The organism is Paenibacillus sp. B2(2019) (assembly GCF_008370385.1).
Classification (GTDB): domain Bacteria; phylum Bacillota; class Bacilli; order Paenibacillales; family Paenibacillaceae; genus Paenibacillus_AQ.
Genome location: NZ_VTZR01000030.1, coordinates 70,708 through 95,157 on the forward strand (window position 1 = coordinate 70,708; position 24,450 = coordinate 95,157).

General features: G+C 43.4%; 16 protein-coding genes. 3 read left to right on the forward strand and 13 right to left on the reverse strand.

Features of this window, described 5'->3' with window-relative positions; all coding sequences use genetic code 11:
* Positions 1-75: 75 nt before the first annotated feature.
* From PAENI_RS29900 to PAENI_RS32100, 5 genes are all read right to left on the reverse strand, one after another.
* Positions 76-864, reverse strand: a complete 789-nt coding sequence (locus PAENI_RS29900) for an ABC transporter permease (RefSeq protein ID WP_262495776.1) — start codon at positions 862-864, stop codon at positions 76-78.
* Positions 865-921: 57 nt separating this feature from the next.
* Complete coding sequence (locus PAENI_RS29905) at positions 922-1,731, reverse strand: ABC transporter ATP-binding protein (RefSeq protein WP_149647750.1); 810 nt, start codon at positions 1,729-1,731, stop codon at positions 922-924.
* A gap of 244 nt (positions 1,732-1,975) precedes the next feature.
* Entirely contained in the window at positions 1,976-2,746 is a 771-nt protein-coding gene (locus tag PAENI_RS29910) for a CPBP family intramembrane glutamic endopeptidase (RefSeq protein WP_149647751.1), read from the reverse strand.
* A 168-nt stretch (positions 2,747-2,914) separates the two neighbouring features.
* Positions 2,915-4,030, reverse strand: a complete 1,116-nt coding sequence (locus PAENI_RS29915) for a slipin family protein (protein WP_149647752.1) — start codon at positions 4,028-4,030, stop codon at positions 2,915-2,917.
* Positions 4,031-4,416: 386 nt separating this feature from the next.
* A complete protein-coding gene (locus PAENI_RS32100) occupies positions 4,417-4,566 on the reverse strand; it encodes a hypothetical protein (protein WP_188114741.1) in 150 nt (49 codons plus the stop codon).
* Positions 4,567-4,628: 62 nt separating this feature from the next.
* Between PAENI_RS32100 and PAENI_RS29920 the strand changes: the two genes are divergently transcribed.
* On the forward strand, positions 4,629-5,939 hold the full coding sequence (locus PAENI_RS29920) for a helix-turn-helix transcriptional regulator (RefSeq protein WP_149647753.1): 1,311 nt from the start codon (positions 4,629-4,631) through the stop codon (positions 5,937-5,939).
* Entirely contained in the window at positions 5,926-6,750 is an 825-nt protein-coding gene (locus PAENI_RS29925) for a WYL domain-containing protein (protein ID WP_149647754.1), read from the forward strand. Before PAENI_RS29920 ends, PAENI_RS29925 begins: the two co-directional genes overlap by 14 nt.
* A 64-nt stretch (positions 6,751-6,814) precedes the next feature.
* On the opposite strand, the gene PAENI_RS29930 is transcribed toward PAENI_RS29925, so the two are convergent.
* From PAENI_RS29930 to PAENI_RS29955, 6 genes are all read right to left on the reverse strand, one after another.
* The gene (locus tag PAENI_RS29930; RefSeq protein ID WP_262495775.1) at positions 6,815-7,756 is read right to left on the reverse strand and encodes a threonine ammonia-lyase; all 942 of its coding nucleotides are present in this window, start codon (positions 7,754-7,756) and stop codon (positions 6,815-6,817) included.
* A 36-nt stretch (positions 7,757-7,792) separates the two neighbouring features.
* Positions 7,793-8,797: an ornithine cyclodeaminase family protein gene (locus tag PAENI_RS29935; protein WP_149647756.1), complete on the reverse strand. Its 1,005-nt coding sequence runs from the start codon at positions 8,795-8,797 to the stop codon at positions 7,793-7,795.
* 362 nt (positions 8,798-9,159) lie between these two features.
* Positions 9,160-11,574: a restriction endonuclease-like protein gene (locus tag PAENI_RS29940; protein ID WP_149647757.1), complete on the reverse strand. Its 2,415-nt coding sequence runs from the start codon at positions 11,572-11,574 to the stop codon at positions 9,160-9,162.
* Positions 11,546-13,738 (reverse strand): McrB family protein, encoded by a 2,193-nt coding sequence (locus PAENI_RS29945; RefSeq protein WP_149647758.1) that lies wholly within the window; start codon positions 13,736-13,738, stop codon positions 11,546-11,548. The genes PAENI_RS29940 and PAENI_RS29945 overlap by 29 nt, the downstream gene beginning before the upstream one ends.
* A 46-nt stretch (positions 13,739-13,784) precedes the next feature.
* On the reverse strand, positions 13,785-14,471 hold the full coding sequence (locus PAENI_RS29950; RefSeq protein WP_149647759.1) for a nuclease-related domain-containing protein: 687 nt from the start codon (positions 14,469-14,471) through the stop codon (positions 13,785-13,787).
* Positions 14,472-14,718: 247 nt separating this feature from the next.
* Positions 14,719-15,216, reverse strand: coding sequence for a hypothetical protein (locus tag PAENI_RS29955; RefSeq protein WP_149647760.1), 498 nt, complete (start codon positions 15,214-15,216; stop codon positions 14,719-14,721).
* A gap of 151 nt (positions 15,217-15,367) precedes the next feature.
* Here PAENI_RS29955 and PAENI_RS29960 point away from each other — a divergent pair, with 151 nt between their 5' ends.
* Complete coding sequence (locus tag PAENI_RS29960; protein WP_149647761.1) at positions 15,368-15,634, forward strand: helix-turn-helix domain-containing protein; 267 nt, start codon at positions 15,368-15,370, stop codon at positions 15,632-15,634.
* A gap of 898 nt (positions 15,635-16,532) precedes the next feature.
* Here the strand turns inward: PAENI_RS29960 and PAENI_RS29965 are convergent.
* A complete protein-coding gene (locus PAENI_RS29965; protein WP_149647762.1) occupies positions 16,533-17,213 on the reverse strand; it encodes a hypothetical protein in 681 nt (226 codons plus the stop codon).
* Positions 17,214-18,200: 987 nt separating this feature from the next.
* On the reverse strand, positions 18,201-24,203 hold the full coding sequence (locus PAENI_RS29975; protein WP_188114742.1) for an S-layer homology domain-containing protein: 6,003 nt from the start codon (positions 24,201-24,203) through the stop codon (positions 18,201-18,203).
* Positions 24,204-24,450 lie beyond the last annotated feature (247 nt).

Here is a 24,450-nt window from a genome sequence, read left to right on the forward strand (position 1 = left end):
AGTTCAATTAATATAATTAATTCAAGTGTTTTAGTTGGTATTATTCATAAAAAAATATCATTAAACATCATCCTGCTACTCGTTCACCGGTTGCTTCCATTTAGAAAATTTACGTTCGAGCAAGGTCAACCCTTGGTTGATTAACAAGCCCAACAAGGCAATGGTCAATATACCAGCATACATTTGAGGGATCTGGAAGTTATATTGAGAATAAGTGATTAAATACCCTAAGCCCTCTTTTGCCCCTACCATTTCTGCAGCAATCAATACTAATATCGCCCCTGTTCCTGCCATCCGAATACCTGTAAAAATAGTTGGCACGGATGCCGGCAAAATCACCTTCAGAAATAATTTGAACGACTTAATATTCATGGATTTGGCTGCTTTAATAAGTAAGGTATCAACGTTCCCTACAGCAGCAATCGTATTTAGAAGAATAGGCCATGTGCAAGCAAATAGGACGATCGTAATCTTGGAGGTTTCACCAATCCCTAGCAGCAGCATAAATACCGGAAGTAAAGCGAGCGCAGCCGTATTTCGGAACAACTCCAATACTGGATTTAACAACTCCCTAGCTAATGGATACCAGCCAATCAGTAATCCTAACGGGATCGCAATTATTACCGCTAACGCAAATCCACTGAACGAGCGAATGATACTCGCTAAGAAATGAGTGAATAGCTCACCTGAAGCTATCAAATTCCATAAGGCGGTGATTACCTCAGAAATAGGTGGGAAAAATGCTGCGTCAACTAAGCCCGCCCGTGGTGCGATTTCCCATAGTAAGAACAATAAGACTAAAACAATAGACTGTTTAAACACCTTAAGCACGCCGGAAAAAGAAACAGGATTTCGTTTCTTCAGCTGTAACGTTGAATGAGCAGTCTTTACGGATTCGATGGGAATACCCTCCTTTATCAACTAAATATACGCACCTCTGTATTCAGGTTCATGCAAATAACCCCACACTTCATGACGAGCCTTCACAAAATCAGGATGTGAGCGAATATCTGCATCTTCCAATCGTGATTGAAGCGGAATATCTACAATCTTCCTCACAGTACCCGGCCCTGGTGTCAAGACGACTACTCGCTCCCCAAGATAAACGGCCTCATCAATACCATGCGTAATAAAAATTATGGTTTTTTGGGTCTTCTGCCAAATTCGTAAAAGCTCACTTTGCAGTGATTCTCTTGTTTGGGCATCCAGTGCGGCAAAAGGCTCATCCATTAACAAGACGTCTGGGTTAAAGGCAAGACTTCTGGCAATGGCTACACGCTGCTTCATCCCCCCGGAAAGCTCATGTGGATAACGATCTCCGAAATTACTAAGCCCAACTAACGAAAGAAAATGCCCAACCTGCTCTCTACGTTCATGCTTAGGAATCCCCTTTGCTTCCAATCCAAATTCAATATTGCTGCGCGCAGTCTTCCACGGAAATAAAGCATACTGCTGAAACACAATGCCCCGATCAAGCCCTGGACCTGTTATGGGGTGACCATCTATTAAAATGCGACCTTGTGTTGGTGATGATAAACCGCTGATCAAATCAAGCAAAGTTGATTTACCACACCCGCTTGGACCTACTATCGTTATAAACTCACCTTTTTTTACGGAAAAATCCAACTCTTTTACCGCTGTAAATTGCCCTGTTGCCTCCTTTTGCTTGGAATCTCGGACACTGAAGGTTTTGGTGACACTCTCAAACCTGATTTTTTCAGAAGCGGCCATGGACTTCACCTCTTTTAGTTATTATTCGGATAAGTAAACAAAAAGGCTCAGATGACAACGACTAGCGTTTGTCCTCTGAGCCTCTGGTTGAACCAGTCAGCTTATTTCGTTTAAACATTTGAATCCTTAAATTTAAATATTTGTAATTTGTATTAATCTGATGGGATTACTATATTTTAATCCGATAGGATTGTCAACAATAAATTCAACTCTAATTACTTAAACCCATTCTTGGCAGATTTATTCAACGAATGAAATGCTGCATGATGAATGGTGCTACGGACGAAGCTGTAAGCAAGCTGAACAATGTAATTGCATAGTCGTTCAAAATATGCGCGATACTAGATGCCCAAATATTCTTAGTCTTCATATAAGCCCCTGTAAGAACAAGACGTACAAGGCCAATACCTACAAGTGCTTGTACGAGATTCCAATGATACGTTGGTAGGTGAATGGCTCCGAAGATTATTGCTGTAACAAGAAATGAAATCCAGATTCCCGCTTTGCGAGAAAGCTTGAAATTTGCCACACATAATTGCAATATAAACAGGAATGGTAAAATGGTTAACAATTCTTCCCCAACAAGTTGAATCCCTATTTTGACAAACATTATTACTTTATCAAGAGTATCAAGTTGTGTAATAGCAGTAATTCCCGCATCAGCTACAGTATTAACTTTTACTACATAGACTAGAATGAGACCGACAATCGGAGTAGCAATTATATTAAATATAAAGAACAGCACACCCCACTTAACATCATTCTTTGTAATTTTACGAAACAGGTGATTCGCATGACCCTTAGATGCCCAAATGAATGCAACAAGCGGAATTCCCGTGAACAATATAGGTGCTAAATATTCGTTAACTTTCAATGGGATAAACGGTATTCGAGTGGTCAACGCGATAAATCCCAATACAATCGCTACCATTACAACGAGCCATTTCATAACAGGAATTTGTACAGGTAATTCATTGTAAAACGGGTAATCTAAATTTTTCTTTGGTTTTTTCATGGGTTTTCTTCCTCCAAATATCGTACTAAACTCTTGATACCCATAAGTTAAACCACTTATATGAACCTAATGTGAACTGGATGAATATACAGAAACTTTTCAGAAAAAAACCAAAAAAAATGCCAATCTCCATTAAGAGTGGCACTTATCTATTCCATTTGATATTCCTTATTTGCCCGTCGCTTTTCGTTCGCCAAGCAAAGAGTTTAATTGCTCCAACAAATCCCCGCCACCCGTAAAAGATATGGATCCGATTTTCTCGCATATTCTCTCGAGGAATTCCAGCTCTTTCAGTCGGAACAGCGTCTGATTCTCATCCATTAGCTTTGCGGTGTTAAGCAAGCTTCGGGTTGAGGCCGTTTCTTCACGACGAGTAATTAGATTTGCCTGTGCTCTTTTCTCCGCAAGCAGAACGGTGTTAATTATATCTCTCATTTCCCCTGGCAAAACGACATCCTTAACCCCAGCACTCAGGAAATCTACTCCGAACTCTTCACCCTTCTCACGTAAACGGGATAGGACGAACGACGCAACGTCCTCTTTTCGTTTCAAAAGATCATCCAATTTGAGCGTTCCGACATATTCCCGCAGCATAAGCTGAAGCTGGATATGGATTTGCTCGTCAAATGACTTCATTTCCAGAGCACGTAATGGCGTTACGATCTTGTACTGACAAACGAAGTTAAGCCGCAGCGAAACTTTGTCTTCAGTCATGATCTCTTGGCCGATGAGATCCATTTGTTGTTGTCTTAAATCAATCGTCTTTACCACAGTCGAAACTGGACCTCTCCAGAAGTGGTACTTGCCAGGAGGAAGTTCTCGTTGTAATACATGATCATAAAACAGAAATCCAGATTCGTAGCTCGCAATTTCGTAGGACTGCACATTTGCTGTTAGCTTCGCTATAATTGCGCGGTTTACCTCGACAGGCAATTCGGGTTGTCTGATATCTGCATGGAAAAAGGTGTGTTCTTTTAGTATATTCCAGAATGCGTAGACACCAGGCTTAAGTAATTGAACAAATTGCCCGTCCTCATAGTACAGAATATACTCGTGATCTTGTACACGTACGATATCGAGCTCACGCACGAGATCTTCATCATGAAGGAATAACTTCATATCTTTTCCTTCCACATTAAACGGTTTAGCGATATTCAACACCACAACGGTGGATTTTGACCACATTGAAAAGTGATAGCTCCCCGGCATCAGCTTTTTCACATAACTTCCTTTATGAAATAGCAAACCACGTTCGTCAGCTTGAATCGTTACTTTGTTCAACATAATGTTTCCCCCTAATTAGTTCGACCATTGGTCTTAGAATCCCACTGAAGTTCTGGCGGAATCTCGTTTTAGCTTAGCGATTTATCTGATGTTCTCATGGATATTGTCACTCTTTAATCCAAGAGAACTTCCTGTAATTTCGCACAAGCGGTATCCACGGATTGCAGAGCCTAACTTCAGTGCACTAAAACTAGCTGCAAGGGATTCTAGCCTTTGGTCTTTTCTTCAATTTTTCGCTCGATTTAAAGTCGAGTGCTCTACCAGAATCGCGTCCAAGGCGATTGGGGAATCGAACCCCTAATAAGGGATTCTTACCGATCCGATCGTACAGGATACCGTAACATAGCATGCACGGCACTGCGGGATACATCGATATCCGCGCCTCGTTACGACCGTCCATATAAGAACCAATGTATGATGAAACGCCATTTGGCGTTTACCATCTTGCTAAATGCTGCCTTACAGGTTCTATAATCGCTCATTTCAGCCTTAACGAACATGGTGAAAGTATTACGACTGCATATAAACTTTTCCATTACACCCAAATCCCTCCCCTGTTACAATGGAAGAAGATGCTTCATTTGAACGGAGGATACCTTTGGCTAAGGAAAGCTTTGATAAAGAAATACAGTTTCTGCGAATGCTGGTGCTTACGAGCGGGGCATTCAGCAGACAACAGTTCGCAGACAGATTGGGGATTTCCGTTCACACCTTTGATAAAACGATCCGACGACTCAAACAAGTAGCTAGCTCCACGCACCAGCACTTGGCGGATGAACAGAGCAGGGAATTTTCCGAGACCTTTCGCCTCAGATATTATGACTCCACCGATCCATTACTCTTATTTCTATTCCGCGCCAAATCCGTAAAGGAATCTGAAAGCCAGCGAGTCTCGCTGCTTCTAGGTGCAATGAATGGACAAGCCTTGACTGCGAAGGATTTATTGGAGATGTGCTGCAGCAGTCTGCCTTCTGATCTACCTTTACCTGACGAAAAGACCATTCGCTCGGATCTCAAATACTTGGAGGAGGTCGGAGTCATTACAAGAGAGCCGGGATCTCGCCCGTACCGGTATCGAATCCAAGACGACTTGATTCGAAGCTTATTGGATGAAGAGCTTATCGATTTATATGATTTTGTAGATGTGATGGCGAACACTCAAGTCCCTTCCGTTCAAGGATATTTACTGCGTGATGGATTAAAAAAACATCTTCTCCGCAATCAAGTTGAGCGGCATGCCGTTGAACCATTTTTATATAAATATCACTATTACTCGAGGATTTTAGATGAGGCGCATCTGTTTACACTTCTTCATGCCATGCGCCATCGCCGCAAAGTCAGGTTTCTGTATTTCTCACCGAAGTCTGAGAAAAGCTACGCATCCAAAAACACGAATCCCCTGTTTGAACGTGAACCAGAGGGCAAAGCTGAAAAGGTGGTTCCACTTAAAATTGTGTACGATCATCAATATGGAAGATGGTATTTGCTCTCATATGATAGACAGGGTATTCGGAAATACCGGATGGAAGGAATTACGCAAATCGAAGAAGCTGAACCTGTGGATGAGATCTGGTACGACGAAAAGAATAAAGAACTTGCCGAGAAGATTAGGTACAGCTGGTTGATAGATACTGGCCGGCCGGTGACCGTACGTGTCCGGTTTTTTAATCCGGGAGGTTCAGAACCGAACTTCATCAAGGAACGGGTACTCTTGCAGGGACAATGGGGGGAAATTGTGTTTGAGGATGAACATTCGTTTATTTATGAAATCATCGTAAACGGGGTTACTGAAATTAAGCCATGGCTACGTAGCTTCGGTTCTAGCTGCGAGGTTCTGGAGCCCGCTTCGTTTCGCCAGGAAATAATTGCTGAATGGAAGGAGATCCAAGCTTACTATGAATCTGTTTGAGAAAATATTCAATCACCAGATCATTTCCCGATTGGAGGATTCCGGTACTTTCATGATCACTACGCACGAACGGGCCTGGCTGAAGACGATGCTGGAGCATCCCTCGGCAGCTGATGCTTTCACTGCGGATACTATGGACAAGCTACGTACTGCTCTTGAGTCGGAACAGGGGATGGATATTTCCAATCATTTGATTGAAAAAGCCCGTACGCTAGAAAAACAGGTCTACCACCCTCTTCTGCGATCTTTGCGCCGGCATATCATGAATAAAACGGGCATTCTTATCACCTACGCGATTAAGGGCGACCGTATTAATAAGGATCATTTGGGTTTTCCGTATAAGCTGGAATACTCCATGGTCAAAAGAGAATGGTATTTGCTCTGGTATCACACTCGGCATCACTCCTTGATGAGTACCCGGCTAAAGAAGATTCAGTCCGTCACATCAGAACCAATCGAACCCTCAGCAGCAGAGAACATTCTAAGAAAGATCGGAAAAACGCTTGAATCGCGTAAAACCGAAGTCATCATTGAAATTGTCCGCGTTTATAACGCAGAGCTATCCCGTATTCTATACGCCTTCTCCAGCTTTGAAAAAAATGTAGAGTATGATACGGAGAAGGATACCTATCGAGTCAGAGTTTCTCTGCTTGGGGATGAGCTCGAGTATTTACTTTCCAAGATACGTTTTCTGGGAAAGCGGGTTTGGGTGGTCGAAGGCGATTATTTGAAAAAGCGGATGCTCGAATCATCGTCAAAAGCTTTAGAGCGTTATGGAATCATACCCACCGATGAAGAACTATCTTCGTAATCTGAGATAAATAAGAGTCATGTAGTTAGCAATCTATGCCTACATGACTCTTTTGAATTACCTATTAATATTTGGTCAATATAGCTGTTAATACATCTCCATCAATGTTGCCTCCGCTTATGACAAGAGCGATGTTAGTTCCACCAATTCTTTCCCTGTAATCCATGATGGCTGCAACTGCTGTGGCACTTCCTGCTTCCACAATATATTTCTCTTCTTTGGCCATAAAACTTACAGCTCTAGCGATAGAGTCTTCTGAAACAGCTATGAAATCGTCAACATAATCTTTTGCCATCTCATAACTCAGTTTCCCGACTCCACCAACAAGAGCATCACACAATGACTCCTCGCTAGGATATTCTTCATAGAAGACGTTATCTTCGTAAGATTTCAACATTGCAGGACAAGCCTCTGTTTGTACTCCAATAATACGGATAGCTGGGTTAATCGCTTTAGCCGCAACCGCGATTCCAGTAATAAGGCCTCCACCACCTATCGGAACTACTATGGTATCAATATCTTTATTCTGTTCCACAATTTCAATTGCAACGGTCCCTTGTCCTCCATAGATTTCTGGATCACTATAGTATGCGTCAATATAGGTTAAGCCGCGTTCATTAATATACTTCATGCCTAAAGAATGAGCCTCATCATAGCTTTTACCTAATTGCAATATATCGGCTCCGAAATACTTGATTTTATCTATCTTACTTATGGGAGTACCTAGTGGCACAATTACAATTACATTTTTTATTCCTAGGATTGATGCTGCATAGCTTACGGAGCTTCCATGGTTTCCTGAAGAAATTGCTGCTACGCCACAGTTTTTTTCATCTTCAGTTAACGTCATCATTTTGTTTAAAGCACCTCTGATTTTGAAACTTTTCGCCCTTTGTTGAGACTCAAGTTTGAAGAAATATCTTCTTTCTTCATCACCTAAATAAAAGGACTCCTCAAGTGGTGTTCTGTTCACATAGTTCTTGATCCGATCATAAGCTTTCGTCACATTTTCATAGCTAAAAGTCATTTTCTCATTCTCTCCTTAATTGTTAAATTCGACACCGAGATCATTTTCTTCTGCACTCTGTAATGCAATTTTCGCTGCGTAGATATCCAAAATCGCCATACCTGTAGCATCAAAAATCGTGATTTGCTCACTATCCGTCCTACCATTTATTTTCCCAAGAATTAAATCACCTATTTCACCAGATATATTCTTCTCAGTAATAATGCCCTGTTTAAGAGGGATCTCTATCTCGCCAACTTGCATGCAGTGTTCCTTATCATCTAAGAAAATAATGGCATTTGAAACAATGCGTGAGTCTATTTCCTGTTTTCCTACCATATCCGCACCTATGCAAGAAATATGCGTTCCCTTTTTGATCCACTCCATTTTTATGATCGGTGTTCTTGATGACGTTACAGTTATGATGATGTCACTATTGCTCGCTGCATGTTCTAAACAATCTACTGTTTCAAAAATAATTGTTTTAGCTTCCATTCCAAATTCAGATTGAAGTCTATGGGGTAAGCTATCGACAAAGCTTTTCAATTTCACTTGATCTCTGGCAGCAATCCTGACTACTTTCAAATTCGGGAGTGCATACAAAGCAGATGCAATTTGATAAATGGCTTGGTTTCCAGATCCTACAACAAGAAGATTCTCTGAATCTTTTCTAGCCAAATATTTTGCACCGATAGCCCCTGAAGCACCTGTCCGTATTCCTGTAATGAAAGCAGCCTCAGCAATCCCTAATGGTTGTCCTGATTCAGCATCAAATACAGTAATTAACCCCATTAAAGTTGGAATATTCTTCTCTTCATTATCAGCAAACCACGTGACTGTTTTATGTCCAAACACCTTATCCTTCTTTAAGTAGCCTGATTTAATATCCATATCTGCCTTGCCCGGAACAAAATCATAAAAAATAGTTGGCCATGTCTCTGTTTTATGATCACTTTTAGATTTGTAAACTGCTTCAACTAGATCGATTACCTGCTGAACATTCAATACTTTTTTAACATCCTTATCACTTAATATTCGCATTTGTTATGACACCTCTGTACATTAGAATAGGTTTAAAAAAAGGCATTGAATCTCACCCCTCCTATAAATAGGCCCTAATGGGAATGAGATTCAATGCCTTTGTAAGTTTTTACCCGGGGATAAAAACAAGCATGATATTTTTTTGTATCCATATTATATCTAATTACTGTTGAATCTACAACAACAAAGATGTTGTTTGTTTTCTCATACAGCTTGCGAGAAGATATTACTGCAATAATCAGACATGGAATGAGTGTGAATAATAAAATGGCGTTCAATGCCTGCGTCAGGTACAGGGCCACACCTGTGATGAAGTTTTTGCCTTTTAGCCTTATTAAATACTTTACTCATTTTCTCTAACTTTAAATATTCCGAACTTCCACAACGTTCCCTAATTCCACATACTGCTCATGATCCAGCTTCACCTTTACTCTTCCCTTTCGGCGCTTCTCACGCCATTCACGAAGATCTTTTTCTGTTTCTAAGCGAAGCTCTGCAATCTCCAAAGCCCGGTCCAGGATGTACTTGCTCGTATAAAGCACCGTGTAGATCCCTTGTCCTCCTAGTGTGATAGGTGCGGTTAAACTCTTCCATTTCTCAACCGTAAATCGCACATAAAGCTCTTCTTCAGTACCCGGGCGACAAGAAACCTCCTTAATCTCCTTACGCCGTAACACCTTCCAATCGGAAACTTTTCCTACCCAGTGAATGCCCGTTTTTGCAGGATCAACAAACTTTTTTCTGGATTGGCACATTGCTATGTATTCGATCTGGGTAAGTATCTTAACATCTGTAAGGTTTTTTAACGGCATATGATAAAAAGATTTCTGCAGCGCCACCTCCACTTGTTTGGGGCCACGAACAGAGCCGACAAGAACATTTTTACCCGCGAGTTGGTTGGCATAGTATTCTTTCGTACCGCGTGGACGAGTAGATCGTTCATAAGCCTTTTCCGGACTATCCTGAATAATCTCATCCAAGAATTGCTCCACCAGGCTTGTAGAATTCGGTAGGAACGGCAAAGCGCCTATATTCAATAGCTCGATGCTCTTGTAGAATTGGTGGGTCTTATACCGCTCCTCATCCGGATAGGGAAATAACACATAGGCGCCGAACATGCTTCGTTCGTATTCCCCCGAGCCTTTCTCCTGATACACTATGGCGTCCCGGTAGCGGTGCATCGTGTTGATATCATCCTCTTCAGGGCCAGGTTGTCTATAAGTCCCGTGATAGGAAGTGCCTTCATAAGCTGGATTTAACCGGTATTTCGCATCAAAAACATACTTATACTCTTTGATTTTTCCAGCATCCTTCTTCTTGAGTGTCAGTACATTATCCGGACGCTGATTGAGCGTCGGTGTCTTATCCGAGCCAGGAATCGTATTATAATACAAGATGAACTGCTCCCCGTTAACTGGATTCTCGTACACCATATTAGCGCTCTGCGAGCGGTCAAGCGTAACAAATATACCGTTCCGATTCACCTTAATGATGTCCTGTTTCACCAGTTTATACTTCTGCCCCAGGAGCTGATTCAGCTTCAAAAAGCACCAATACTCATAGAGCTGAGCGACATCCTTCATGGATAAGCGAAACAGATCGCTTTGGATAGACAGACCTTTAAGCAGCATCAGATAACAGCGATAAACTTCGCGGTATCCAGGAGCCATCTGCAGTACAAGCGTAACAGACATCTGTTTCAGCACTCCAGCCTCACGCAAGAAATCCATCTTGAGCACGCGTTCGAGCTGGGTAAGCATGGTGTCTAACCTTTTTATAAGTAATGGATCTGGGGTTCGGTTTCTTTTCTTCCAGCGCCCCTTGAGCTCTTTCAGCTTCCCATGAATACGTTCCATCATCCAGCGGATGAACCGATTCTCGTTCGTATCATAGGCGAGACGTCTACGCGTCTCTATTAAATGTGTGGCTGTGTAATTTCGACTGCCGATATTCAAGAATCCATTGTTCATGTCTTCTCTTAATCGTTCAGGATGCTTCGCGAGCTCGCGGATGTTCTCTCTTCCGGACTTTTTGACCCGATTGGCGTCCACTAGTCGGCGGTCCTGGAGCAGAGCGTAATTAGGATTCTTGTTAATCCGCTCAACAGCATCCAAGAGCTGTCTAAAGACATGCTGTAGTATGGTGAAGAACTCCGTTAAGCTCTGATGCTGTGTCTCCCGCAAGCCTGTTAGTTGGTAGGTTTTGCGCAAAAAATCAAACGCCAAATTATAAATCTGCTCATTCACTTCATTCAAAATATTCTGGTAATCCAGCTTGTAATCCATTTTAGAGGGGAAGATCTCCATTTCTACCCGCAGTAAAGCCTGTCCCGAACTGCGGATCTCCCATTCCGTCAAACCGACCTCATTCCCAAAGTTCAGCACACCCGCAAGAATAGACTCACCTAGGGGCTTAATTGCCTGCCGAAGCAGCACATTTTCATGATAAAAAGAGAGGTTAGCAGCGGTCTTCCTCTGAATCACCAGCTCATACGACTGTGTCTCATAAAAACAAGGAAAGACAGACTCCCCCGGCTGCCAGTCCACCATCCCGTGGACTTCAGGGGAAAACACTTTAATCTGAACATTACCAAGCCGTTCGGAGCAAACAAGCCCAAGCTGCGCATTCACCCACTCCTGACTAGAAGAACGATGAAGCTGCAAGGTCTCCACAGTAGGATGATAAGGCCGTCCTTGAAGAAAAAGCGTAAAAAGCTCCGTTTCTACACGGAGCAATTCTACCGTCTGACTAAGAGAGCCAGTATGAGGTGAATCCATCTTCCTCTAGCCTCCTAAGCATAAAAGCCAATTTACGCGCACTTTGTGGATGTTTGGCTGTAGGTGGAGTTTGGCCAGCAGCCCATTTCAGGTAGAGTGGAGAAGCATCATTCTCCATAAGATCTTCAATATTTACCGTCACACCAGATCCGGTACCAAGAGCCCCTTTCATCAATTTCAATAATACCCGGCGAACCGAAGAATGACTTCCTTGAATACGTGGTAGTATCTTTTGCAGCAGTTGCCAGTCAAAAGCTTCTTCCTCACTCATCAGCTTGTACCGTTCGTTATAGATCATATAGAAGCAAATCGCATCCCGTACCCGAAAACCTACATGAGCGTGGATATCCTCAAGCAAGGCATTGATCTTAACCAATCTCTCTGTCGTCCGTACAACAAGCTCTTTGTTGGTATCATAGGCATCCACTAACTGCAAATAATCGGAGCGCAGAAAAAGATGATTCAGTTCGGCAACGTCAGAGCTATCATTGGTCTCTACCTGCACACCCAAATCCGGATACTGCTGCAGATTAATATAATTGAATTCTAGTGTATTGGCTCGATCCAGTACCTTTTTGCTAAAAGGATGTGTCGTTTCGTCCATGTTCACAGTCCCGATTAAGAACACATTCTCCGGGATACCCAGGCTACCAAACTTCACTTGATCCTCAGACGTATCCAGCATGGTAGAAGATATGAGATCCTGTGTCTGGATCTTTCCCTCCTGCCAGTCCTGTGTTTCCAGCACACTTAGCAGGTCACTGAAATAATGCTCTACCCGCGCCAGATTCATCTCATCCATGCAGATAAAATAAGGTTTATACTGATTCTCCGGTTTCCGCGCCTCTACTAATACTTCCGTGAGTGGCCCCGGTTTGAACCTACCCGAAAGATCCTTGTACCCCAGCAGATCCGCAGGATCACTCCAATCCGGCCGCACTGGGATCAAGGTAAACTGGCCGTTATTCCTCGTTGCACCAAGAGCCTCTGCAAACAGCTTCACCAACCGAGTCTTCCCTGTACCCGATATCCCCGCCAAGATGACAAAAGGCTTAGTTTTTAGCGAGAGGTAAAAGTTTTCAATAAGGTGCTCAGGGAAGAAGAAACCTTTGCGGAGTATGTGGGATTGGATTTGGTGGAGCAATGTTGTAATACTAGAATCTGATGGCGGTAAAATAGGAATCACCTCATGCGGGCTCTCCGTATTGGAGGCAGCCTCATCTTGATCTAGAATGGTGAAATCTGGCCAAATGACCTCTGAAGTTAACGATTGAAGTACTTGAAGTCCTTGTCTTGAAAAGCGAAACAAATATCCTTGATTAACTCCGCCTCCAGAATGAAGCGGACCTTGGGTTAAGTTCACTTGAATAATTTGCTGATTAAACTGTTGTAGCATAATGGGCGGAATGAGTTCCACATACTCTGTTCGAACCAAACGACCATCCTCTTGCCAGTTCGTATTGGCCATAGAGTCTGGCTTGGGTGCTTCCACCGCAGCATCTGTTACCTGGCTTACATAACGAATAGCTTTATTTGAATAATGGAGGATGATATCTCCTTGTTTAACTTCCTTCATCGTCTCCCAATGATATAGCTTTCGGCCTTGCGAATTCAGTAGGGGCGCCCACAGAATCCCCTCTTCCTTCTCCGCTTGAATTGTCGTTCCCTGATTCACCCACCAAACATTAGGCTTCGATTTAAACGTTATAAACTCTAAACGGTATTCGAAAGGAACTCCTGTGGCAAAGAAATCTATGTATTCAGCTTGATCTTCAGGAACAACAACCTGAGGTCTCTTCGCATCATCTGCTTGTTGGTTCGTTCTTTCTTGCATAATGTAGGAACATGAATGCGAGAAGGTTTCAATTAACAAATTCTTCAACGTTTGATTTCCGTTATAACGGAGTTGAAGAGCTTCCCGACCAGCAGATACTTGATCAATTTTAAATAATGTGGCTTCATAGTTCCGATCTTCATGGACCAGCTTAACTTTTCGCCCTTCACCTAAACTAGGCTGTTGACCTTGATTAGCTTCCAAAAAATCCGGATGAAACTCAACAGGAATATGAGTACCGTCACGAAAAATGGAAAAGTCCACCTTTTTCCGACCGATTAAGTTAGGGATCTCTGTATCCTTCCACCAGCTTCGTAGTTGTTTGATCATTTATGTTAACTCCCTTAGTACAATGATAGGTAACTCATAGGTACTTCTAGTTTTTTTGCTTTATTCTCTGTACGTGAAGCTTGCGAATCTCCGCATCGGTTATATTGGCCTGAAGCAAATGCTCATAAATCGTTTGTATTTGCGCCGGAGAGATAGAAGGTTCAGGAGTTCCTGTTTTTAAACTGATCAGCTTCCTAGAGATAAACTCACTTAGTTCCACATCATAGACAACCAGTTCGTCCGAGTGGATTTTCCGAAGATCCGGATCAATACTGAACCGACATCTCATCGCGAATGAAACCATAGAGATAAATTTTACTGAAGCTATACCTTGTGTCAGACTCTCAATGGCCTTTATATGTCCATAGTTTTGCTTCAGCGGATTATACATCTTGTAACGGTTGCTGACTGTCCATTGTTGATCCGTTCGTCCACCTTTAATTTCCCCATTGTAGTTTTTCGTCTCAATGACAAATAAGCAATAGGGGGAAATAACGATATGATCAATCTGGGTGTAACCTGTTCGAGACTTGGGATTAGGAAGCATTAGATCGCTTAATGATTTACACTCCTTAGGTAGCTGGTCAAGTTGGATATTGATTTTATGCTCACCTAACTCTCCAATTCGTGTGGAAGCAACCTTCGGTTTCGACTTGGGAGTTTGTGCCTTACGCACTGCTTGTGGTGGCTTAGTGTCGGATTTTTTAAAGAGAGACAATAGCGCTTTAAACATTGCAAAACCTCATCTGATATAGATTTACAATATGTATGGTTATTCGACAATATGGGAAGATATCCCTTTATTCAAATCATGAATGGAGCTCTGCCCTCTTTTTGGATGAAAAGCATCTAAAAAATAAAAATTCCAAATATATATAAAGAAAAAAAGACTGTCGCATTGACAGTCCGAAGATAAGATATGCGTATATCCCCTTTGGTTCCGATACCTATGTGCTTCTCCGCTACCCACAGGGCATGTCTTAGTCCGAGAGAACTGAAGGGGCAGTAAAGGCATTTGCAAGCTGCATGCCATCCTTTAGTCCTTGAAGATATAGACGTTCATAAAGAACGGCTTGCTTCAATTGAAGCTTATCCTCCCAGTGCTCTAACTCTGGCATACGTGCAATGTCCATGGAGTCAAACAACGCTTGAAAAGCTTTGCGCTCTTCTTCAAAAACATATCTAGGCTCGGATTGATGTTCAATCTGTGCGGTCACCTCATCCAATCGACCTTGAATCGTCTGTAAAAACCATGCAGGAAAGCTCAACATATCCCCTCCAAGATAAAAACTCAAACGAAATGATGCTGCATGTCCGTTTTTTTCTTGGTACATCCGATTAATGAGTTCGTCAACCTTACGACTCTGAGCCTGAACTGCTTCATTGCTGCTTAACGGAATTCCCTGCTCCAGTGATTTCTGTCCGAGTACATTCAGCTTTCGCTTTTCCTCCTCATATTTGCGCTTCAGATGTTGCATTGCACCCCCACCTTCCTGGAAAAGCTATGTCTGTAGACGATGTGCAGAGACTTTAATGCGTTTATCGGTTTATTTTATTTTAATTCGATATTCGCATTAAAACAACCTTTACCTCGCATACAATTTGGTTAAATTGTGAGGTGACACGGAAATGAGACATCGAAAAGAGCCCCCAGGTGACAAAAACATCATAGGGACCCGAGTTATAGCTATTCGAAAAGCTAAGCAAATGAAGCAAAAAGACTTCCTCGCCAAGTTGCAAACTTTCGGCTTAGACATCAGCCCAACTAGTTTATCGCGGTTAGAGGGTCAGTATAGGCTTGTGCAGGATTATGAAGTGGTGGCTATAGCTAAGGCGTTGGAGGTTTCTGTAGGGGAGTTGTTGGGGGAGGGGGGGGTGAAGAATGGGGAATCTTAATTTCTCATTCGATATCTACATTTCAATCTAAAGTGAATAGCATCCCACATGCACTGTATGCTGTAACATATGGGTTTGTCCGGAATTTGTGTTAAGTAGTTAAATCCCTTGATTAACGGATTTTAACCATTTCATTTTGTTCTATTTGCATACGTTTTTTTTGCTTGTTGAAGCTGTTCGTCAACAAGACATCAACAAGTCCGTAAAGGTTCTACTCAAAACAAAAATCCCTCCTCCGGCTTGTTTTGAGCAAGTTGAGAAAAAGGGATTTATCGTCTGAATCCTGTGGCTATAAGATACCGCAGAACTCAAGCCTATTTTGGCCTTGAATACCGAGCCTGGGAATGTTCAGTATTCTTCCAATTAATAGAGAAATTCAAGCAGATAAACTTTACTAATAATAAAGTTTATACTGTATTTGAAATTATTTCTCACGGCTATAGTCCTTCAGAAAAGAGAAATTACTGTAGCTTATCAGATGAAATTTTAAGAGAGTTGCAATAACATTTACACTTAAGCAACTTGATATGAGGAAACGAATACACTCAGTATCGCAGGATTTATGCATATGAACATACATCAGGCGTTATAGAAGCCCTCTACGGCACTCATAAGCTTGTCTTTGATGTTAGACTGCTAGTAACTAGTAAGCCCGAAATCGAGTTTGAGTCTACTGGCTTGTTCCAGCCACACCGTAACACCCGAATCAGCGCAGTAGCCACGTTGGAGGACAGGTTGACGTAGAATGGATTCACCGAAAAGCCCATTGCAACGACAATCTTTGATGGCTGCGAGCAGTTTGTATTCAATGATAGAACAGAAGCCATGGAAGGGGTCGTTAATCAATCCTAAACATTGAGACAAGCCCTTAAGAATAAGGGCTTCTTCCAATATTCTTCTATTTAAGCTTTTCCAAAAGCGATTTTACTTCTTCAAGTTTATCCCCTTTTATTAGATCGCTTAAACCTGTTAATTGCTTCTTCAATGAATTATCTACGATTTTATTCGCTTGTTGCAGAACTACTTTAGAATATTCTTCTATTCTATCAGTAGATAATGTACCGTTTTTTTCAGTAAGTTCAACATAAGTTCCAGCTTGGGATAGGGCTATTTCCTTAAAAGAATCTTGCCATTCCTTACTAGTTTGATCATCCTTTTTATCGACAGTTGTATCTGCGTTATCATCAGTTTGTTCTTCAATTTTGTATGACTCTTTTTTTGTTAAACCAACTTGCACTGCACCCTTTTGGGTATAAGCTATGTAGGAATGAGCCTTCAACACGCCAAATGAATCTTTGTCACTAGGTGCATGTATGTATAGGTGTAGCGAGTCCAGTTTTTGATCAGCAAACTTACTTTGAATTTCTTGTGTGATACCTTCAAAGTTAGTTTCTTTTGTTGTAACCCTAATCTCACGCTGTTCCGTTTTTTCAAACTTTTTGTCTGCAACGATATTATAGTTCAGCTTCGATTGGCTTACGTTAGATGATGCTGTAGGAGTTGTGTTTGTGCTACACGCCCCTAAAGCTACACTACAAGCTACTAAAAAAACACATCCTAACAATGGTACTTTCTTCAAACTTATTATCCCCTTTTTATCTTTTATTTTTCATTTTTCATTTTTCATTTTTCATTTTTCATTTTTCATTTTTTAAAAATATTACCTTACCATTCTACTGATAAATCATTCAACAATCTACCATTATTATTATCAATTTCCAGATAAAACGATAAGATAACTCTGTCCAAACCACAGCAGGGTTGCCGTTTGTGGCACGATAGAAGCGAATCGTAATTATAAACGAACGAGATTGTCCTATAATCAAAAATAAGCAGAAGCCATCCACTTAATAAGGGATGGCTTCTGCTTATTTTTTATCTCGAATCATCATTTTTAATTCTTCGATTGAAAAGGCTGACTTACGTTTGTGTAGCATTGCATGCCAATTGGGACATACAGGCCGCATGTCCTTTGCTGCATCAACCTCATATTCTCTACCAACCTTATACAACGGTTTTAAATGATGAACATGAATGAAATCCTTACCTACTTCACCATAATATTCATAGAAATTAAAATTACAGACGCTGCATTGGCAACCATGATGCTAAATGCATTTTTTCTAAGCAATCGGATTCCCCTCATAGACATTGACGAACACTTGCTTTACCGCACCCTCAATAAGCTTCTCTGGTTCACTTTCTTCCTCTAAAAGGATTTCAGGGTGATTCTTTAGTGAGTCGTTAAACTGTCAAAAAATAAACATTGGAGATGTATCTTCAAAGCTTTTCACTTTACCATTACCTATATAAACGAATTGAGTATCATCACTATCTTCTACTCTATCCGATGATCTTATAGTACTTAAATTACCTCTACTTCCACTCCCTCAGTCAGATCTATAAAATAAATCCGAACCGCAACTCCGTCATTACTTCTATACATAATTCTAGCACTTCTATTTCAGATATAGCTATTACCCAAGGATAGACCATACGATGGGCAGCAAAAAAAAAAGCGAATTCAGCCCTATGCTGAATCCGCTCTTCCCTTACTCATCACAATCTAATCAATAAGCCCCGAATTCTGCAGCATCCGCTGAATCAGAACTGCCACTTCCGCACGAGTGACATTAGCCTTTGCCTCCAGCTTATTGTCGCCACGGCCACTAATCAAGCCAGCTTTGGCGGCAAGCGCCAGACTGTCCTTAGCCCAAACGCCTATGTTGCCTGCATCTATAAAGGTTGCGAGTATGCTTGTCGCATCTACTGTACCAGTCTTGTCCGCAAGGCCAGTTAACTTCATCGCTTTGGCGATAATGTTCATGGCCTGCTCACGTGTGATGGGAGCATTCGGTTGGAATGTCCCGTCCTCAAAACCAGTGATCAGACCGTACTCGGAAGCCGTTTCAACTGCTCCTGCATACCAGCTATTCGCTGATACATCCGCAAACGCTGTCTTTCCTTCTCCAAGCTTCAGTCCCAGACCGCGTACGATGATCGCCGCGAACTCCGTTCGGGTAATATCTGCATTCGGGTTGAACGTCGTTTGGTTCATTCCATTAATTACTAGACGAGATCCCATATCGTTCACAGCATCCTTCGCCCAATGATTCTCCACATCCGCAAAAATCAGCGGATGCCAGATCACCGAATACGAGCTATTCGTCACACTCTTAATAACTGCGTAGTATTTGCCGTCCTTCAGAACGAATCTGGTCGGCACATGGCGCACTGTGCCATCTGGCTCCACAACGACTCCAGTCGTAATCCGATTCGGATCAATACCACCTGGAAGTGCCACTATCCGCTCTACGTAAGCATTGAACTGACTCACTTCCACTGTCGATGTACCGTAAGTAGCGGTAACAGTGAAATCTAGTGACGGTGCAACGAGTGTGAAGCCACCACTGCTTGCAGCACCCGCCACTACCTGGTTCATGGATGGTGTGGTCTCGCTGATCGTAATCTTCAGTGTGATATCTTCCAGCTTCAAGCCGCTTCCAAATTTTTTAGCTAACGCATCAATATTGATTTCGTCGGCTGGCAAAGTATAAGTACCTTTGCTTGTCTGAAACACTAGAGTAGCCGATGCGTTCTCCATGTTCTTAATTATTTGACCGTTTAACTCAGCGACGATGATGTTGGAATCCAGCGTCACAGGAACGGTCACCACCGCCCCATTACCTTCCGCGTCCAGCTTCGCTTGGAGTTTAGCTGGGTCAACGACGATAATAGTCGTTCCCACGTTTCCTACGGTCGTTGTTGTTGCTTTGCCCGCGTTCTCTTCTTTACCGTTAACGAGTACGATCACATCGGTAACAACTGTGTTCGCATTACCGGGGGTTGTTCCGCTATTCGAGTTGCTTCCGGATCCTGGGCTGACCGGATCAGTACCAGATGTTACGGTATCAGCCACCACAGCTGCTGTTGCACTACCGTATTTCACCACCTTACCGTCAGCATCTACCTCTGCAATCCCAATCGTATCCCCATTGGCCGCAGGAACCAATCCCTCACTACCTAAAAGCGAATATCCAGTCAGGACATCTCCCACATTTGGTACGACTACGCTACCAGCGCCAAAGTTCTTATAAAAGAGCTTATGTCCTTCAGCCAATGCAGGCGTAACAGTGATTTGCGTATAGCCGTTATTTGCCGAGCCACTTGGATCGATGGCGCTCACGTTCAGGCCACCCGCAGGGTTAAGCATATTAATTGTAAAAGTCAGCGTGGTTGCCGGTCCCGCCGGAACGGACCCGCTAGCTACCACCCGTACCTTAACGTTGTGCTCACCACTCAAGTCCGGCAAGTTGGTTCCGTCGAACCGTACATATGGTCCGTCGTCCACTGAAAATTCCATACTTGTGTCCAGACCAACAATCGTATTGTTCAGATCATCAGCCGTGACTTCAGGCGCGGACGGAATGACCGCATTCGAGTCATGAACGATAACCTGAGCAGCAATAGAAGCGAATGCTGTTGCCGTTGCCTTTTCCCGAACATAATACGTGTCCGGCGCAAGGTCAGTAATCATTGTGTCTGTAACTTCTGTCCAAAGACCAGTGCTGCCTATTTTGTATTCCATTTGGACTGACAGATTCTGAATGGTACCATTATTAGCCCCATTGTACGTCACATCCGTGACAGTCACACCTACCGGAGCCGCTGCACGAGATGGAATGCTTAACGTCTTTACCGCACTATCCGTAGTTGTTGAACCGTCACCTTTCTTAAGGATGCTCAGTGACGTTCCCAACCAGCTGCTATCAATTTCCAGCTTGCCATCTACTGGCACCGTAATCGCTGTATCGTTTACCATGTATGAGCCACTTGGCGTCAGGCCTGCCAACTGTTCAGTAGCATAGTCGATGACGGCCGCTGGCATCGCTTCTGGTTTTTTCGTGAATGCCGATACCGTCACTTGCACCGAAGCCGAGGTAAATGCCGTCGCTGTTGCTTTCGTCCGCACATAATACGTGTCTGGAGTGATCCCCGTCACGCTTGTACCAGGAACATCTGTCCATGCACCTGCTGTACCTTTCTTGTATTCCATTGCAGTAGTAACATTGATGAGCGTACCATCGTTTGTGTTCAATCCCGTTTCACCCGTTGCTGTCACACCAATCGGCGCCACTGAACGGGACGGAATGCTTAACGTCTGCGCCGCGCTATCCGTTGTCGTCGAGCTGTTGCCCTTCTTCACGATGCTTAGCGATATTCCCATCCAACTACTATTAATGTCCAGCTTACCATCTGCTGTCGCCGTAACCGCTGAACCATTTACCGTGTACAAGCCACTTGGCGTCAAGCCTGTCAACTGCTCTGCCGCATAGTCAATGATGGCTGTCGGTGTTGCTTCCAGCGTTGGCACGAACGTAGCCACCGTCACGATCTTCGCTTCTGACGCAAATGCTGTCAAAGTCGCTTTCGTCCGCACATAATATGTGTCCGGAATAAGTCCTGTCACGGTTGTGCCTGACACATCCGTCCATGCACCTGCTGTGCCCTTCTTGTATTCCATCACGGTTGTTACGTTCGTCAATTTGCCATCGTTGGCATTTATCGCCGTTTCATCCGTCGCCGTTACACCAGTCGGCACCCCTGCACGGGACGGAATGCTTAACGTCTGCGCCGCACTATCCGTTGTCGTCGAGCCATTGCCTTTCTTCACAATACTCAGCGACATTCCCAACCAACTGTTACCAATAGCTAATTTGCCATCAGCTGTCGCTGTTACCAAAGCTCCGTTTACTGTGTACGAGCTGTTTGGCGTGAGACCTGTCAATTGTTCGGCCGAATAATCAATAACAGCTGTCGGCACCACTTCCGGTGTTGCTACAAAAGCAACCACCGCCACTTGCACTGAAGCTGACGCAAATGCCGTCGCCGTCGCTTTCGTCCGCACATGGTACGTGTCCGGAGTTAGTCCCGTTACGGTTACACCCGTCACATCTTTCCATGCACCTGCCGCACCCTTCTTGTATTCCATCTCGGTTGTCACGTTCGTCAAGGTACCATTATTAGCATTTATCGTCGTTTCGTCTGTCGCCATCACACCTATCGGCGCCCCTGGACGGATCGGAATGCTTAGCGTCTGCGCTGGGCTATCCGTTGTCGTAGAACTATTGCCCTTCTTCACGATGCTCAGTGACGTCCCCAACCAACTGTTGCCAATAGCTAATTTGCCATCAACTGCCGCTGTTACCAAGACGCCGTTTATCGTGTACGAGCCGTTTGCCGTCAAACCTGTTAACTGCTCAGCCGCATAATCAATGGTAGCTACCGGTGCCGCTTCCGGCGTTGGCACAAACGTAGCCACCGTAACAATCTGCGCTTCTGAAGCAAATGCCGTCGCCGTTGCTTTCGTCCGCACATAATAAGCGTCCGGAACAAGTCCCGTTACGGTTACACCTGCTACATTCGTCCATACACCTGCTGTACCTTTCTTGAATTCCATCTCGGTTGTCACGTTCGTCAATGTACCATTGTTAGCACTGATCTCCGTTTCATCCGTCGCTATCACACCAGTCGGCGCCCCTGCACGTGGCGGAATGCTTAGCATCTGCGCCGCGCTATCTAATGTCGTCGAGGCATTGCCTTTTTTCACGATGCTCAGCGACGTATCCAACCAACCACTGTTAATGGCCATCTTACCATCTGTTGTCGCTGTTACTGCCGTACCGTTCACCGTGTACGAACCGCTTGGTGCCAGACCGGTTAACTGCTCTGCCGTATAATCAATGATGGCTGCCGGTGTCACTTCCGGTGTTGCCACGAACGTAGCCACCGTCACGCTCTTCGCTTCTGACGCAAACGCCGTCACCGTCGCTTTTGTCCGGACATAGTAGATGTCCGGATCAAGTCCCGTTACGATCGCACCTGAAATATTCTTCCAAGTACCCGCCACACCCTTCTTGTACTCCATTGCAGTTGTTACGTTAGTCAATGTACCATCGTTAGCACTTATCGCCGTTTCATTCGTCGCCGTTACACCAGTCGGCGCCCCTGGACGGGATGGAATAATCAGCGTTTGTGCCGGGCTATCCGTTGTCGTCGAACCATCACCTTTTTTCACTATGCTCACTGACGTTCCAAACCAGCCGATGTCTATAGCTAGCTTACCATCCGCTGTCGCCGTTACCGCCGTACCGTTGTTAACGGAGTACGCGCTGTTTGGCGTCAGTCCAGTCAGTTGCTCAGCTGCATAGTCAATGATGGCTGCTGGTGCCGGAGCTCCCGCCTCAAATATTTTGGCGGTTATTCTATAATGATCAGCGTCCGTATTATCGGTTGTCACCAAGACAAGATTGTCACCAAAGGTAGGATACAATCGGAAGCTTGGATAATATTCCACAGCGTACATCCAAGTGTCTTCATTGTAACCCTGCAAAGCCACCGGCGCGGAATCCACCGGCTGATCCGATGTAAAGACCAAACTACCGTCATTGTCATAATAATTCAGGTAAGCATACTGCGTTCCCGACCATTCTTTACCGTTGTTGTACGCATCATTGATGGCATTGTTAGAAGTGGGGTCCGTACTTACTGTTACAAATCCCGGATTTACACCATCTCTATAAATAGCAGCCGAAGATTCACCTAGAGAGCCGCTTACTGTAAAATCACCCTTACTCGTACCGTTCTTATCATATAAAGAAACCGTTGATGAGTCGTTTCTATAGTTATATTGGCTGAACATGAAATTCCCGTTGTTCAACGTTGATAGAAACAGCTGTTTTTCATCCGTTCTTATTCCTTTATTAATCGTATTTAACAGAGTCCCACTATTACTGAATATTTTCAGATAAACAGTATCCGTCTGGGGTCCTACTCCCGAATTGTAAGCAACCATATATACACCGTCTCCAGCGGATATATAAGACATGCTTGCATTATGGGAAACCAGCAGTGTTTCGCTCGAGATCGGGTTACCCGTAACAGAGAACACACGCGTAGCCGTGCTAATATTGTCGTTTCGTTGCCAGGAAAAAGCTATATTGCCGTCAGACAACTCCGTTATAGAGACAAAGCGTGTAAGTGCCGGGGTACTGGCGGCAGAGTATGTATTAATCTGCGTCTGACCGACCACCTTTTGTCCTAACTGGTTTAGCACCATGAAATAGGCATTGGGAGTACTCTCCCTAACGGTTCCCAATTGCAAATTGTTATCGCCGCTGTCGCTTTTATGGTAAGTAATCAGAATCCTTCCATCACTTAGCGCAAGCATATTCACATCAGTCATTTTGTAATAGGTATCCATTAAGTTACTTAGAGGAACATCCGCTTTAGGAGCTCCCGTGCGGTCAAAAATCTTCAAAAAATAAGAATAAACGTAGGAATTGCCTTGATAAGCGAATGTGTTCAACACTACTGCGGTACTTCCGTCAGGAAGAACATCAACATCAGAAACATTCTTACCCGAGGCGTTTGTAACTGGAGGCTGAATGGGAAAGTCCACCGTTTTGGTGAATGAGGGTATGGCAGCGTATGCCTGGAGTGAAATCATCGGCAGCAGCCCAATGACTAAAATAAATGCCAATCCAATCTTGCCTAACTTTTTTAACATCGCTTTCCTCCTTGTCGAATGACTATTCATATAATTGTTAACGCTTCCGTAATTGCAGTTACTACAGAAAAGAAGATTTCTATACTATTATATCGACACTTCTTAGAAAATAGTTTATTTTTCGACAAAAAAATATACTAAATCGCGAATTTAATATGACTTTAGTCATATATATTTGTGATCAAAGAAAAAATCATAGATTCGCACATTAAAAAAGCCCTCTCTGTCTATTAAACAGATTAGGCCG